Origin of the sequence: Halobellus inordinatus, from assembly GCF_024498335.1 — an archaeon.
Taxonomy (GTDB): domain Archaea; phylum Halobacteriota; class Halobacteria; order Halobacteriales; family Haloferacaceae; genus Haloquadratum; species Haloquadratum inordinatus.
In genome coordinates, this window is record NZ_CP101825.1 from 1592751 (window position 1) to 1607541 (window position 14791).

Consider the following 14791-nt stretch of genomic DNA (forward strand, 5'->3'; position numbering starts at 1 on the left):
GCGAGCCGTGCGATCCGGTATGCGAACGACACGGCGGTCCTATCTCGCTGCGGTCGGTGGAGTGACGACGCTCGGCGCGACAGCCGGCTGTCTCGGCGGCTCCGGTGGGAGTGCGCTTCCAGAAGGGTGTGACGTCGGCAACCTCGACACAGTCTCGTCGCTGCCGCGCCCCGCACTCGGCCCCGAAGACGCCCCCGTCACCGTCGACGTCTTCGAGGACTTCACCTGCCCGCACTGTCAGGAGTTTACGCTGTCTGTCGCTCCGAAGATCAAGTCGAACTACGTCGACGCCGGCGACGTCCAGTTCCGATTTTTCGACTACCCGATCCCGGTGAGCAACTGGTCGTGGCTCGCGGCCTCTGCTGCGCGCGCGGTGCAGGATCGGAGTGACGCCGAGACGTTCTTCACCTTCACCGAGCGCGTCTACGAGAATCAGGGTCGCCTCAGCGACGACGGCTACCAGGTCGTTCACGACATCGCATCCGACCTCGGTGTCGACGGCTGTACGGTCGCCGCGGCCGCAGACCAGGAGTCCTACCGTCCGGTCGTCGAAGCGGACCGAGAGACCGGATCCGAACGAGGCGTCCCCGGAACGCCGGCCGTCTACGTGAACGGGCAACTCCTCGACAACTACGGCTGGGAGCGCGTCAGCGGCGCCATCGACAGCCAACTCGGCTGATCGGGCCGCCTCTCTGGAAACTGGACTCAGTCGAGACCAGGTGTCGTGCCGCTCGGCGTCGGAAGCGCGCGAAGCGGCCGCGGTGGCACCAGGAAGTTACCGCGGCGCTTCACGAACACGTATTCGAGAATCCCGTTGTTCACGCGCTGTCTGATCGTCGGAATCTCGGTGAGGTCCGTCCCGTTCATCGCCCTGCGAACCTCCTCGAACGTCGATATCTCTCGTTGCAGACTGGGGAAGTGTAGCCCCGCCTCGTCGTCGTCGGTCGACTCGAAGTGTCGTCTGAGCGTTCGCGGCGTCCCGTCCGCTTCGCGGTTCGCACGCGCGGCTTTCTGGGCGTGGCCGACGCGGGCGAACTGTCGGGCGTGGTCTTCGATGTCGTCGATCATCTCCGCCGTGACGCCGCTGTCGTCGCCGAGGTTCGCGCCGACTCCCTCGACTAGGTCGCGCTCGGCGTGCACCGGCGAGAACATCTCCGCCACGCGCTGTTCGAAGGACTGCTCCTCGTACCAGTCGTCGAGCCGCATCCGGAGGTTCGAGACGTGTTTCGTGGTCCCACCCGCGAAGGAACCCTGCGAAAGCGTGACGTAGTCTTCGGTCGCCTGGTTCTGCTCGAACCCCGCGATGAAGCCCATAAAAAGCGGTGACTCCTTCGGGACCGGATTCGACGACGGGATGCCCGCCAGCCCGTCCTGTCGGTCCGCGGGCATCCCTGCACCGACGAATCCGGACCGGCGGTCTGAAACCTCGAAGACGTCCGTGAGAGTCGCCTCGACGGGGACGTCGTTCGCGGTGTCTTCGTTGCCTGTCAGCGCTTCCTCGGCGGCCAGGACGACGTCCGCACGGTCTGAGGCGAGGTGAAGCAGCGCGTCCTGGCGGTCCAGCGTCGGCGTCTCGAACGACGAGAGGGCTCGGGGGTCGGGGAGGTCGATCGAGTCGGGGAGGCCGTCTTCGAACCGATCGAAGTACCGCGGTGAGTACGCGATCGAGTACAGCAGTCCCTCGCTGCTCCGTTCGTACGCCCGATCGAGCGTCTGTAGGGCTGTCTCGACGGTCGCTCTGTCGGCCTCCTCCGGCGGCCCCTCGCCCGGAAGGGTCAGATACAGCAACAGTTGATGCCTGGGAAGCAGCGTGTTTCCGTGTTCGTCAGTCCGGACGCGGTCGTTCCACGCGTGCTGTCGCTCCGGCAGCGACGAAAACTGGTCGGTGCCGGCTGGCACCGGTTCCGCTGTGCGTTCGAGACACGCCGACAGCGCCGCCGCGCCGCCGACGGCGACGGCTGCTTTCAGCACGTCGCGACGCGTCCGATCGCCCCGCCCGTCTACCATACGAGTCAGTAGATCCCTGACGGCAAAGTGGGTTCTGATGGCGCACAGTGTGTGCGACCAGCGGCAGCGTCGGCTACCTGCTGTGGTTCCGAAAGCGACGCGGATATTTACCGGGACAGCAAAAAGGGTCCCGTGACTCGTCGCGAGACACGAATTCGGCTCGCCATCGGAGTCTGGGGGGTGCTTGTCTCGCAGGTGTTTCTGTACCCCGGCGTCGAGGACATCGTCACCGCACTCGGTGGCGGGGGAGAAATCCGCGCCGGGATGTGGTTCCTCGTCGCGGAGTTCGCCGCGTTCGTCACCTTCGCCAGCGTCTGGGGGGCCGCGAGCGACGCCCTCGGGCGACGGATGCCGCTGGCCGCGGCCGGCGCACTCGGCGGCGCGGCCGGCTACCTGCTTCTCGCGGCCGCACCGACGCTGGGAATCCCGTTCGCGGGTGTCCTCCTCGTTCGTCTCGTCGGCGGCGCGGCGACGATCGGCGCGTTCTCGCTCGCGATCACCGCCCTGGCGGACCTCTCCGGCGGCAACGGTCGGAATATGGGCGCGGCCGGCATCGCGATCGGTCTCGGCGCGGCGCTCGGCTCCGTCTTCGGTGGCCGTCTCGCCGACGCCGACCCGCTGTACCCGCTGTACGCCGCGGCGGCGACGCTCGTCGCGGTTGCGATCCTGTTCATAACAATCTCCGAGGAACTGCCGGGAGCGGGTCGGATCCGCGTCGGCGACGCGCTCAAACGGCTCAAGGACCGCCCGGTACTGGCCGTTCCCTACACCTTCGGCTTCATCGACCGGATGACGGCCGGCTTCTTCGCGCTCGTGGGCGTCTATTACTTTCGGGAATCGTTCGGTCTCGACGCCGCCGGCGCCGGCCTCGCGCTCGCGGCCTTCTTCGTCCCGTTCGCGCTCCTGCAGTACCCCGCGGGCATCCTCTCGGACCGCGTCGGACGGGCGATTCCAGTGACCGTCGGGTCGATCTGTTATGGGCTCGGGATCGTCGCCGTCGGTATCGCGCCCGGCGTCGAACTGGCTGTCCTCGCGATGGTCGCCGTCGGCGCCCTCGGCGCGCTGGTCGCGCCGGCGACGATGGCGCTCGTGACGGACGTCGCCGCGCCGGAGACGCGGGGCGCGGCGCTCGGCGGATTCAACGTGTTCGGAAGTCTGGGATTTCTCGCCGGATTCCTCCTCGGTGGGCTGACGACGTCGACAGCGGGGTTCCTGGCGTCGTTCCTCCTCGTCGGGTCTTCGGAGGTCGCGATCGCACTCGTCGCCGGGCGGGCGGTGTGGCGAATCGCCGGGTCGGACGACGCCGGGGGCGGGGGACGGACGATCGTGAGCGATGCGTCCGAGTGAGTTACTCGTGCCCGGAGACGCGGACGGGCTCGTAGGGCTCTTCGAGGTACTCGATGTCCGAATCCGAGAGGTCGATCGACAGCGCCTCGACGGCGTCTTCGAGGTGTTCGACGCTCGTCGTCCCGACGATCGGCGCGTCGACCCGGTCGTCGGCGAACAGCCACGCGAGCCCGATTTGGGCCATCTTCACGCCCTTCTCGTCGGCGAGTTCCTGTACGCGCTCGTTGACTGTGCGACCGCCGCTGTCGAGATACGGATGCTGGTGCGCGTAGTCGTCAGTCTCCCCGCGGGTAGTCGCGCGCGAGTCCTCGTATGGCCGCGCCAGTCGGCCGCGCGCGAGCGGCGACCACGGGATGACGCCGACGCCCTGTTTCTCACAGAGCGGTAGCATCTCGCGCTCTTCCTCCCGGTACAGGAGATTGTAGTGGTTCTGCATCGTCGAGAACGGCGTCAAACCGAGTCGGTCGGCGGTGTGCTGTGCTTCGGCGAACTGGTGGGCCCACATCGACGACGCGCCCAGGTATCTGGTCTTGCCCCGCCGGACGGCGTCGTCGAGCGTCCGCATCGTCTGTTCGATCGGGGTGTCGTAGTCCCAGCGGTGGATCTGCAGGAGATCGAGCGTGTCCATCCCCAGTCGCGCGAGGGAGTTGTCGAGTTCCTGCTCGATCGCCTTTCGCGAGAGGCCGCCGGAGTTCGGATCGTCGTCGTCCATCTGGAAGTACACCTTCGAGGCGACGACGAACTCGTCGCGGTCGTACTCCGAGAGCGCCTCGCCGAGGACGCGCTCGGACTCACCGCGGGAGTACATATTCGCGGTGTCGAAGAAGTTCACGCCCAGTTCGATGGCGCGATCGACGAGTTCCTTCCCGTCCTCCTCGTCGAGCACCCACTCGCGCCAGTCGCTGTCGCCGAAACTCATACAGCCGAGACAGATCTTCGAGACGGTCGTTCCCGTATTACCGAGCGTCGTGTACTCCATAGCGGAGCGCACACACCGGACCGGCAAAAAGCCACGCGGCGAGGTGGGACCGGTGAATCCCGAATAATCTCACTCGAATATAATTAAGGCCGATGCCATCGTATCGTTTCGGTGAGAGGTCCCCTCTCGTGAGCAGAATGTCACAGTCTCCACGTGTAACACTCGTACTCCTCCTCACGGCCATCGTCGTCTTCGGCGGACTACCGATGGTCGCGAGCGCACAGCAGTTCGGTCCGAGCGGGCCGGGCTCAGACGGATCGGTCGGCGGCGTCGTCCGCGTCGACGCCGGCGAAACGTACGACGGCGATCTCGAAGCGGCCGGCGGGTCGATCGTCATCGCTGGCACGGTCGACGGCGACGTCGAAACCGCGGCCGGATCGGTGCTCGTCACCGAGACGGGTCGCGTGACGGGGTCGCTCGACGCCGCCGCCGGGAGCGTCGTGATCGAAGGCACTGTCGACGGCGACGTCACCGTCGGTTCGGCGGCGCTAGCGCTCCGTGAGGGCTCGCAGGTCGGCGGGTCGCTCGAAGCCGGCGCAGCCGACGTCCGCCTCGACGGGGCGATCGACGGCGACGCGCGGGTCGGCGCGGACACACTCGCTGTGGGATCGACTGCAGCGATCGGCGGGTCTCTCACCTACGACGCCGCCAACTTCACGCTCGCCGATGGTGCGAGCGTCTCCGGTGAGGTCACCCGCGACGAGTCGCTCTCTGTCACCGGTCCCGACGTGTTCGGCTCCGGTGGGGGCGCTGGCCTCCCGGCGGTCCCCGCCTGGGTCGGGTCGGTCTACTCCACGCTGGTCAACCTCGTGCTCGGCGCGGTACTCCTCGTAGTCGCACCGAACTTCGCCCGACGGCTCGTCGATGCGGGCCGGACTCAGACGCTCCGCAGCGGCGGCATCGGGCTCCTGACGCTGATCGGCGTCCCGATCGTGCTACTGCTCTTGCTCATCACGATCGTCGGTATTCCGCTCTCGTTGGCCGGGCTCGTCGTCTTCGGGCTGCTCCTGTGGGTGACGTCGGTCTACGGGGCTATCGTGGTCGGCACGTGGCTGCTGTCGCTCGTCGACTACGAGAACCGGTGGGTCGCACTCCTCGTGGGCGTCGTCGCCGTGGCTCTGTTGGGTGCCGTCCCGATCCTCGGCGGCCTCGTCCAGTTCGCCGTGCTGCTCGTCGGCCTGGGAGCGTTCGTCGTCGTGCTCCGTGGATCCGAGGAGGGTCCCGACGAGGACGCCGGCGCGGCCATCGGCACTCCGTCGGCAGACCAGTGAGGAGCGACTCGGAGAGCACCGCTACGGCGAGCGAGTAACACTGTCGGACGCAACCGTCCCGCCGCTGTCCGTCGTCGTGCCGTACCTTTCTTGATGCCTCGCCGCGTCCGGCCGGTATGTACGTCGCAGACCAGACGTGGCCCGAACTCGGGGACTACGTCGCCGAGGAGTCGGTGGCGATCGTGCCGCTCGGATCGACCGAACAGCACGGTCCCCATCTCCCGCTCGCGACCGACCATCTCATCGCGGAGGGGCTGGCTCGCGAGGCCGCCGACCGGACGGGCTTTCTCTGCACGCCGACGGTGAACGTCGGCGTCAGCCCGCATCACCGGCAGTTCCACGGCACGATGTGGGTCGACGCACCGCAGTTCCGCGACTACGTCGAGTCGATGACGCGAAACCTCGCGTACCACGGGATCGACCGCGTCGTGTACGTCAACGCCCACGGCGGCAACGTCGAGCATCTGCGCGAAGTCGGGCGTCGCCTCCGCGACGACGGCACGCTCTACGCCGTCGAGTGGATGTGGAACGAGTCGATCCCGGAACTCGTAGACGAAGTGTTCGAGCAGAACGGCCCCCACGGCGGCCCGAAGGAGACGGCGATGATTCAGCATCTCGCGCCCGAACTCGTCCGCGACGACCAACTCGAAGCCGCCCGCGACGGCGGCGTTCGCGACATCGAAAGTGCAGAACATCTCCGGCAGAACGGCGCGCGAACGTTCTACGACGCCGTCGAGAACTCCGAGAACGGCGTGTTCGGCGACCAGACCGACGCGACGGCCGAAATCGGCGCGCGGCTGTTCGAGGCGGCGACGGAGCAGTTGGTAGAGCTCTTAGAGTGGCTCGACGAGCAGCGCTACGAAGATCTGATGACGCCGGCGCACGTCGATCCCCAGCCGGGGAGCCGCAGAGCGGACTGATTCGAAGAGAGCGGCGCAGAGCGGCCTACAATCTCATAGGGTTTATCGTAAGTCCGCATAGATTTCTCGCCGGACAGTACGGCGAGACTCTCCGAACAGTTACGATAATCCCTATCAGAAGGACGGCGACGAGTCCGGGCCGTCGACGTCCCCGTTCCCGAACGTGGCGGAGTCGTCGACGTCGATGTCCGGGAACGACGCGAAGGCGTCCCGAAAGTCGTCCTCGCTCAGATCTGAGAGCGTGTCGTCGAGTTCGGCTCTGATCTCTTCCATCCGCTGTGTCAGTTCCTTGTATTCGTCGACCTCTCCGACCGACACGTCGGGGGCGGACTCCAATGCGGCTTTCTTCGAGGCGAGCCGGAAGAACTCCTGTGAGCGGTCGTCGTAGTCGGCGCGGCGGAGCAGTACCTCGACGAGCCCGTGCAGATCCTCCTGCGTGACAGGCTTGACGAGATAGTCGTCGAACGGCATCTCGAGGATGTCCGTGTCGGGTTCGACGGCCGTGATCATCGCGACCTGCGAGTTGATGCCACGGGTTCGAATCTCGTCGAGAACCTCGTCGCCGGTCATATCCGGCATCCGGCGATCGAGGAGGACGACGTCGATCCCGTCGTCTACGAGTTCGAGCGCGGTCTCGCCGTTAGTGGCCGTCTGAACCTCGTACACGTCCGAGAGGTAGATGGCATAGAGTTCCGCCAAGTCTGGCTCGTCTTCGACGACGAGGATTTGGGGTGTAGCGCCGTCCATAGCGATCCACGTCGCACGTCGTCGCCCGTCGTCTAAATTCTTGCCCTCCCCCCTCCGGTCCCTGAGATAGACCGAGAGCGGCTAAAGAGAGACGAGGAACCGTTTCCCGCCGTTCTTCAGAGCCTGTGCCAGCACCGACGCCCGCGTCGCAATTTTCGAAGTTTGTAATCGGACGGAGCGGCCGTGTCGACTTTGTCGTCGGGCATCGAATTTCCGTTCGATGACGGTTTGGCTCCTCGGCGATCAATTACACCCCGACGCCGCCCCGCTCGGGTCCGCGGATCACGTCCTGCTCATCGAAGCGCACGCGTTCGCCGAGCGGCGTCCGTACCACCCCCAGAAGCTCACGCTCGTCTTCAGTGCGATGCGGCACTTCCGCGACGACCTTCGGGACCGCGGCTACGACGTCACGTACCTCCAAGCGGAGACGTTCGGCGACGCACTCGATCGCTACTTCGAGGTGAACCCCGGCGACGACCTCCTCGGACTCCGGTCGCCGAGCCACGGGGCCGACGACCGCCGGCGGGAGTTAGTCTCTGAACGCGGTGGCACGCTCACGCTCGTCGAGAACGACCTGTTTCTGACCTCCCGCGAACAGTTCGACGACTGGGCGGGCGAGCGCGACGAGAACGAGACGTTCCGACAGGAAGGCTGGTACCGCCACGTCCGCCGGGAGACGGGCATCCTGATGGACGGCGACGAGCCGGTCGGGGGCGCGTGGAACTACGACGAGGACAACAGGGAAACGCCGCCGCCCGAGTGGACGCCGCCGGACGTGCCGCGATTCGAACCGGACGCGACGACGCGCGAGGTACAGCAGTTCGTCGCCGACCGCTACGGCGGTCACTGGGGCGCGATGGACGAGTTCGTCTGGCCCGTCACGCGCGAGGCGGCAACGCGGGCGCTCGAACACTTCGTCTCGGTCCGGCTCCCCGAGTTCGGCACGTACCAGGACGCGATGCGCGACGGCGAGTGGGCGCTGTGTCACTCGTTGCTCTCGGCCGCGCTCAATCTTGGCCTGCTCCGGGCGCGCGAGGTGGTCGAGCCGGTCGTCGCGGCCTACGAATCGGGCGACGCCCCGCTCAACAGCGTCGAAGGGTTCGTCCGGCAAGTGATCGGCTGGCGGGAGTTTATGCGCCACGTCTACCGGCGCGCGATGCCGAACCTCGGGTCGGCGAACCAACTCGGTCAGACGGCGTCGCTGCCGCCGCTGTACTGGGACGGCGAGACGGAGATGCAGTGTCTCTCGGAGGCCGTCACCCACGTCCACGACCACGGGTACGCCCACCACATCGAACGCCTGATGCTGCTCTCGAACTTCGCGCTGCTGTACGGCGTCGACCCCGCGGAACTCAACGAGTGGTTCCACCTCGGCTTCGTCGACGCCTACCACTGGGTGACGACGCCGAACGTCGTCGGAATGGGGTCGTTCGGCACCGACGTGCTCTCCTCGAAGCCCTACGCCGCGTCAGCCAACTACGTCGACAAGATGAGCGACCACTGCTCGGCGTGCCCGTACGCGAAGACCAAAACCACGGGCGAGAACGCCTGTCCGTTCAACGCGCTCTACTGGGACTTCCTGAAGCGCAACGAGGAGACGCTCCGGGGCACGGGACGAATGGGGCTGATGTACTCTCACGTCGACCGCAAAGACGACGCCGAGTTGGAGGCGATCCGCGAGCGAGCCGACGAGGTGCGTGAGCGAGCCGCTGACGGGTCGCTGTAACCCCACAGTCCGTCGGCGCTGCCGCTCGCCGGGTGAGAAATGCAGAATCGTGGTGAGAATCGACGGGATCGCCGACCGCAGTACCGCTATCGTGGTGCGTCCTTACAGGCGCTGGAGGTTCGTCGCGCGCGGGCCCTTGTCGGCCTGCTCGATGTCGAACTCCACTTCCTGTCCTTCTTCGAGGTCCGGACCGCCGACGTCTTCCATGTGGAAGAAGACGTCCTCGTCAGAATCCTCGCTCTCGATGAAACCGTAACCGCCTGTGTCGTTAAAGAACGCAACCGTTCCTTTCGCCATTGCAATCCCAAAAACGCGAAGGTGATAAATAAGCCTTGTGCCGCAATCCTGAGACGGAAGCCGAGATCGGCTCGCGAAGCATCCGTATGGGACGGCAACCCGCTTCAGACCGCGAGAGCGAGGTAGGCGGCCGCTCCCGTCGCGAAAATCCCGACCGCAAACAGCCCGTAATTTGCGATCGTGTTGTCCGCGCGCCAGAGTCCGAGCGTGTACGTGCGATCGGAGAACGGCCAGAAGAAGTTGACGCCCGCCGGCGTGAGCGCGTCGCCGACCAGGTGCGCGACGACGGTGAGCACCCCAGTCGCGAATCCGACCGCCGCGAGCGAGGCTCCACTGGCGACGGTCGCGAACGACGGCGTACTACCGGTCGCGACCGTCGTCAGCGCGACACCCACGCCACCGAAGACGGCGCCGACGAGCGCGGCGAAGACGAGCGAGTGCGTCGGCCCGCGGTGCGGAACCCCCCGGAAGGCGGTGATCGACGTCGGGCAACATCGTCAGCCACAGCATTATGCCCCCGGTGACGACCGCGAGATCCGCGCGGCCGAGCGTGACGAGAACGAACGCCAGCGGCGCGAAGACGACCAGCGAGACCCCGTAGTGCCCCTTCCGGTACATACCCACGGCTGGGCGTGCGGACACAAAAGTTCCCGGACCCGTCCCGTGATTGGCTCGAACGAATCCACTGGAGAGGCGGCGGCCAGCCGTCCCGTCCGATCGGAAAGAGGCAAGTCGGCCCACCGCCTAGCCGGGGCTATGATTCAGAATCTCGCGAGCGGCGTCCGAGCGTTCACCTCGAACGTCTTTCTCGTCACCGGCGAGACGACGGCGCTCGTCGACGCGGGCGCGAACTTCGACGTCGTCGCGCGCATCGAAGCGCAGGTGGACGAACTCGACCGCGTCTACCTCACGCACACGCACCCCGACCACGTCAAGAACCTCCCGGCGATCCGCGAAGCGTTCGACGTCGAGACGTGGGGGTACGATCCCGAAAACGAGTACGTCGACAACGCCATCGCCGACGGCGAGACGGTCCAGATCGGCGACGACGACTACGTGGCGCTGCACACGCCCGGACACAAGCCGGACCACCTCTGCTTGTACGCTCGTGATGCCGGCATCTGCTTCGCCGGCGACCTCGTCTTCGAGAACGGCGGGTTCGGCCGAACCGACCTCGAGGGTGGCGATCGCGAGACGCTGATCCGGAGCATCGACGCGCTCCTCGATGTCCTCGACGACGACCTCGCGGCGCTTCACGTCGGCCACGGCCCCAGCATCACGGAGCGTCCGATCGACGACGTCGAACTCGCCGCGCGGGCCGCACGGATGTGAGAAAGCGGTGGAGTCCCTTCGCTCGACGCCCACCGCCCGCTACACGTCGGCGTCGTCGGGAATCTCTTCTACAGATCGGTCCTCGCTGGCGACGCCGAAGTAGCCGGGTTCGTCGCCGACGGGATCGTTGATCACCAACTCGTCGGCGTGCGTCATCAGCCACGGGATCGTCCACGCGACGACGCGGTCTTCGGTGTCGGCGTCGAGTTCGACGTCCGGATCGAGCCCCTGCAACAGTCGTGCGATCTCCGGGACCGTGTACATCAACTCGGAGTCGAGAACCTCAGTCGGTTCGTAGAGGCGGTACGGATACAGCGTGTCGAAATCGTCCTTCGGCTTGGGCATACGACCCCGTTCTCGCTGCCGCGTCAAAAGTCCCGCCGAGAAGCCGCTGCCAGACAGTATATGTGTCTCCCGCCCCTCCTCAGAGTATGCGAACTGTGGACGCCGCCGGTCTGCCGATCGGGGACGAGCACCCGCCGCGGATTATGGGAGTCCTGAACGTCTCGAAGGAGTCGCCCTACGACCCGAGCGTCTTCGACGACCCGGGTGAAGCCGCCGCCTACGTCGACGAGGAACTCATCGATCAGGGCGCAGACATCGTCGACGTCGGCCTCGAATCCGCGAACAAGCGCTTCGAGGTGCTCTCCGCCGAGCAGGAACTCGAACGGCTCGACACCGCCGTCGAGACGCTCGAAAGCGTCTCCGGCGACGCCGTCTTCTCGATCGAGACGCGCTATCACGAGGTCGCCGACGCAGCACTCTCGCGCGGTTTCGATATGGTCAACGACATCTGCGGCTTCGCCGACCCGGAGATGCCACGGGTCTGTGCGGACTACGACGTCGCGGTCGCGAAGATGGCGTCGCCGCCGGACCTAGAGCGTCCGGGCGCGATCGAGGAGGTCGACGACATCTACGACGCGCTCTCGCTGAACGGCTTCACCGACAAGACGCTCGTCGACCCGGCCTTCGGCGGCTGGTCCGAGGAGAAGACGCTCGCAGACGACCGCGAGACGTTCCGCCGGCTCCGGGAGTTCCGCGGGCTCGGCTACCCGATTCTCGTCTCGATCAACCGCAAGAACTTCCTCCGCTCGATTGCGGGCCGCTCGACCGAGGAAGCTCTCCCTGTCTCGCTGGCGGCGACGTCGATGGCCGTCGAGCGCGGCGCGCACGTGATCCGAACGCACGACGTCGCGGAGACGCGCGACGCCGCGCTGATCGGGCACGAGTTCGCCCGCGACCGGGTCCGCGAACGCGACGCCGGCGACGTTTCGATCGAGGAGCTCGACGTGACGACGCCCCGCGAGGCCGAACGCCACCTCGACCGGGTGGGCGTCGCCGACGCCGAAGCAGTGTCGACCGATTCCGTCGTTCGGGTGTTCGAACTCGACAGCCTCTCCGACGCCGACGTGGGGGCGCTCTCGACGGCGGCCGCCGAGCGGGGCGCGACTGTGGTTTCGGGCGCGGCGGTCGATGACGGTCAGTCCGTGCTCGCCGACGGGAACGGGGCCCCCGGCGCCACTGACCGCGACGGGGAGACGGGGCGGACTGTCCTCCTCTTCGGCACGGTCGGCGCGCTTGCGGGACTAGCCGGCGCGCTCACGGGCGGCACGGACGGACTCACCGGGGCGCTCGAAACGATCGCCGAACACATAGCATAAATGAGACAACGTCCCGTGTGGGCTGACCGAACCGACGGCAGACGCGCGTCAGACGCCGTGTGTCCTCCCGTCAGACGCGTCAGAACACGGGAAAGCTTATGACGGACCGATTGAAACCGGTCCACTGGAAGCCGGAAGGGCACGCGGGTAGGGGTACTTGGTGCCATTCCGGCTCGTACCGTAACGCTCGGGAGCGATAGCTATGCGCTTCGAAACCTGGGAGCCGATCTACGAATCGATCCTGACCGACTTCGGGTATCCACGCGACGGCGACGAGCGCGCCCGCGACGTGCTCGCCGCGTACGCGACGCCGTTCGATTTCGACCGACTGGACTACGCCGGCGAGGTCGTCGCCGTCGTCGGTGCCGCGCCGTCACTGCGAGAGGAAGTCGACCGCGTCGCCGACGCCGACAGGGTCGTCGCCGCCTCGACGGCCGCAGACGTCGTCCGCGACGCCGGCTACGACGTCGACCTCTTCGTCACGGACCTCGACAAGAACCCTGAAACAGCCCGTGAGCTGACCAAGGCGGGGACACCCGTCGCCGCACACGCCCACGGCGACAACGTCCCGCTCGTAGAGGAGTGGGCGCCGCAGTTAGCACACGAGCACGTCGTCGCGACGACGCAGGCGGCTCCGACCGACGCCGTCTACAACTTCGGCGGCTTCACCGACGGCGACCGCGCGGCGTTCATCGCGGACGAATTCGGCGCGGCGGAACTCCGCTTCGTCGGGTGGGACTTCGACGACCCGACCGTCTCACCGTCGAAGGCGAAGAAACTCCGCTGGGCCGAGCGGCTGCTCCACCTGCTCGAACGCCGACGGGACGAGCGCTTCGCGGTTCTCGACGGCCGCCGCGACGACATCGATCCGCTCGCGCTCTCGTAGGCGTTCGCGCTTCGCCAGCAGACCTGGCAGGACTGCCGATACGTTGACGACGGGGGCGTTCGACGTGTCGGTATGCAGCTTCATTGGCACCGACGGGACCTCCGCGCGGTAGACAACCGTGCGCTCACGGCGGCCGCCGACGCCGTGGGGGACGCCGCCCGCGACGACCCCGATTCGGGTGTCGTTCCCGTGTTCGTCTTCGACGACGCGGTCCTCGATCACGCCGGCGACGCCCGCGTCCGTTATCTGCTCGACGCACTGGCCGCGTTGCGGGCGTGGTACCGCGAGCGCGACTCGGATCTCGTCGTCGCCCACGGCGACCCCGCGGCGGTGCTTTCAGACCTCGCCGCGGAGTACGACGCCGACCGCGTCGTCTGGAACAACGACTACTCCGGACTCGCCCGCGAGCGCGACGCCCGCGTCCGGCGCGCGCTGAACGAGCGCGACGTCGCCCGGGAGTCGTTTCACGACGCTATCTTCCACAAACCCGGGTCGATCACGACCAACGACGGCGATCCCTACTCCGTCTACACCTACTTCTGGAAGAAGTGGCGCGACCGCGAGAAGCCCGAACCGATCGCCGCACCCGGGGCCGACGAACTCGCGGACGTCACCGGCGAGGCGCTCCCGACGATCGAAGAACTCGGCTTCGAGGAACCGGGCGCGGACGTCCAGTCTGCCGGAACTGCAGCCGCCCGCGACCGCCTCTCTGAGTTCTGTGGGGACGGCATCTACCGCTACGAGGAGGATCGAGACTACCCGACCCGCGAAGCGGTCTCACACCTCTCGGCGGACTTGAAGTTCGGCACGATCGGCATCCGCGAGGTGTACGAGGCGACGACCGAGGCGCGAGAGCGCGGCACCGACGACCAGGTCGAATCGGTCGAGGAGTTCCAGTCCCAACTCGCCTGGCGGGAGTTCTACGCGCACGTCCTCTTTTTCAATCCTGAGGTCGTGACCGAGAATTTCCGAGCGTACGAACACGACATCGAGTGGCGAAACGACCCCGACGAGTTGCAGGCGTGGAAGGACGGCGAGACTGGCTATCCGATCGTCGACGCCGGGATGCGACAGCTCAAATCGGAGGCGTATATGCACAACCGCGTCCGTATGATCGTCGCGTCGTTCCTCACGAAGGATCTGCAGATCGACTGGCGAGAGGGTTACGATCACTTCCGGGAGTATCTCGCGGACCACGACACCGCAAACGATAACGGTGGCTGGCAGTGGGCGGCGTCGACGGGAACCGACGCTCAGCCGTACTTCCGGATCTTCAATCCGATGACGCAGGGCGAACGCTACGACCCCGACGCCGAGTACATCAAGGAGTACGTGCCGGAACTCCGCGACGTCGACGCCGAGTTGATCCACGAGTGGCACGAACTCTCACCGACGCAGCCGGCCGGCATCGACGTCGAGTACCCCGAACCGATCGTCGACCACAGCGAGCGCCGCGAGGCTGCACTGGCGATGTTCGAGGCCGCGCGCGGCGAGGACTGATAGTGATTACTCTCACTGTGTACCGCCGAGCGCCACTCCCGGAGGCGATGGTCGGCGGTAAGAGACGAGAGTAATCATTATGAGGAGAGACAGCTCGGGGAAAGCGAACGGCCACCAG

14 protein-coding genes and 1 pseudogene are annotated in these 14791 nt (G+C 66.6%); 9 read left to right on the top strand and 6 right to left on the bottom strand.

Features of this window, described 5'->3' with window-relative positions; genetic code table 11:
- Positions 1–19 precede the first annotated feature (19 nt).
- On the top strand, positions 20–679 hold the full coding sequence (locus tag NO362_RS08220; protein WP_256288244.1) for a DsbA family protein: 660 nt from the start codon (positions 20–22) through the stop codon (positions 677–679).
- A gap of 26 nt (positions 680–705) precedes the next feature.
- Here NO362_RS08220 and NO362_RS08225 read toward each other — a convergent pair whose 3' ends face one another.
- The gene (locus NO362_RS08225; protein WP_256544849.1) at positions 706–2007 is read right to left on the bottom strand and encodes a DUF7405 family protein; all 1302 of its coding nucleotides are present in this window, start codon (positions 2005–2007) and stop codon (positions 706–708) included.
- A 132-nt stretch (positions 2008–2139) separates the two neighbouring features.
- Here NO362_RS08225 and NO362_RS08230 point away from each other — a divergent pair, with 132 nt between their 5' ends.
- The gene (locus NO362_RS08230; RefSeq protein WP_256544850.1) at positions 2140–3354 is read left to right on the top strand and encodes an MFS transporter; all 1215 of its coding nucleotides are present in this window, start codon (positions 2140–2142) and stop codon (positions 3352–3354) included.
- Position 3355: 1 nt separating this feature from the next.
- On the opposite strand, the gene NO362_RS08235 is transcribed toward NO362_RS08230, so the two are convergent.
- A complete protein-coding gene (locus NO362_RS08235) occupies positions 3356–4333 on the bottom strand; it encodes an aldo/keto reductase (protein ID WP_256544851.1) in 978 nt (325 codons plus the stop codon).
- A 137-nt stretch (positions 4334–4470) separates the two neighbouring features.
- Between NO362_RS08235 and NO362_RS08240 the strand changes: the two genes are divergently transcribed.
- Both NO362_RS08240 and NO362_RS08245 read left to right on the top strand, forming a co-directional pair.
- A complete protein-coding gene (locus tag NO362_RS08240) occupies positions 4471–5604 on the top strand; it encodes a bactofilin family protein (RefSeq protein WP_256544852.1) in 1134 nt (377 codons plus the stop codon).
- Positions 5605–5720: 116 nt separating this feature from the next.
- A complete protein-coding gene (locus tag NO362_RS08245; protein ID WP_256544853.1) occupies positions 5721–6524 on the top strand; it encodes a creatininase family protein in 804 nt (267 codons plus the stop codon).
- 114 nt (positions 6525–6638) lie between these two features.
- On the opposite strand, the gene NO362_RS08250 is transcribed toward NO362_RS08245, so the two are convergent.
- Complete coding sequence (locus NO362_RS08250; protein WP_121568325.1) at positions 6639–7271, bottom strand: response regulator transcription factor; 633 nt, start codon at positions 7269–7271, stop codon at positions 6639–6641.
- A gap of 220 nt (positions 7272–7491) precedes the next feature.
- Here NO362_RS08250 and NO362_RS08255 point away from each other — a divergent pair, with 220 nt between their 5' ends.
- Positions 7492–8997, top strand: coding sequence for a cryptochrome/photolyase family protein (locus NO362_RS08255; RefSeq protein WP_256544854.1), 1506 nt, complete (start codon positions 7492–7494; stop codon positions 8995–8997).
- A 102-nt stretch (positions 8998–9099) separates the two neighbouring features.
- Here NO362_RS08255 and NO362_RS08260 read toward each other — a convergent pair whose 3' ends face one another.
- Positions 9100–9294, bottom strand: a complete 195-nt coding sequence (locus tag NO362_RS08260) for a cold-shock protein (RefSeq protein ID WP_121558331.1) — start codon at positions 9292–9294, stop codon at positions 9100–9102.
- Positions 9295–9398: 104 nt separating this feature from the next.
- Positions 9399–9912 (bottom strand): annotated as a pseudogene (locus NO362_RS08265) (metal-dependent hydrolase).
- Between the two features lie 138 nt (positions 9913–10050).
- Here NO362_RS08265 and NO362_RS08270 point away from each other — a divergent pair.
- Positions 10051–10626 (top strand): MBL fold metallo-hydrolase, encoded by a 576-nt coding sequence (locus NO362_RS08270; protein WP_256544855.1) that lies wholly within the window; start codon positions 10051–10053, stop codon positions 10624–10626.
- Positions 10627–10665: 39 nt separating this feature from the next.
- Here the strand turns inward: NO362_RS08270 and NO362_RS08275 are convergent, their stop codons facing one another.
- A complete protein-coding gene (locus NO362_RS08275) occupies positions 10666–10971 on the bottom strand; it encodes a DUF5827 family protein (protein ID WP_256544856.1) in 306 nt (101 codons plus the stop codon).
- An 86-nt stretch (positions 10972–11057) separates the two neighbouring features.
- Between NO362_RS08275 and folP the strand changes: the two genes are divergently transcribed.
- The 3 genes from folP (at position 11058) to NO362_RS08290 (ending at position 14673) form a co-directional block, all read left to right on the top strand.
- Positions 11058–12287, top strand: a complete 1230-nt coding sequence (folP, locus tag NO362_RS08280; protein ID WP_256544857.1) for a dihydropteroate synthase — start codon at positions 11058–11060, stop codon at positions 12285–12287.
- A gap of 202 nt (positions 12288–12489) precedes the next feature.
- The gene (locus NO362_RS08285; protein WP_256544858.1) at positions 12490–13173 is read left to right on the top strand and encodes a 6-hydroxymethylpterin diphosphokinase MptE-like protein; all 684 of its coding nucleotides are present in this window, start codon (positions 12490–12492) and stop codon (positions 13171–13173) included.
- A gap of 72 nt (positions 13174–13245) precedes the next feature.
- A complete protein-coding gene (locus tag NO362_RS08290; protein WP_256544859.1) occupies positions 13246–14673 on the top strand; it encodes a cryptochrome/photolyase family protein in 1428 nt (475 codons plus the stop codon).
- Positions 14674–14791: the final 118 nt, after the last annotated feature.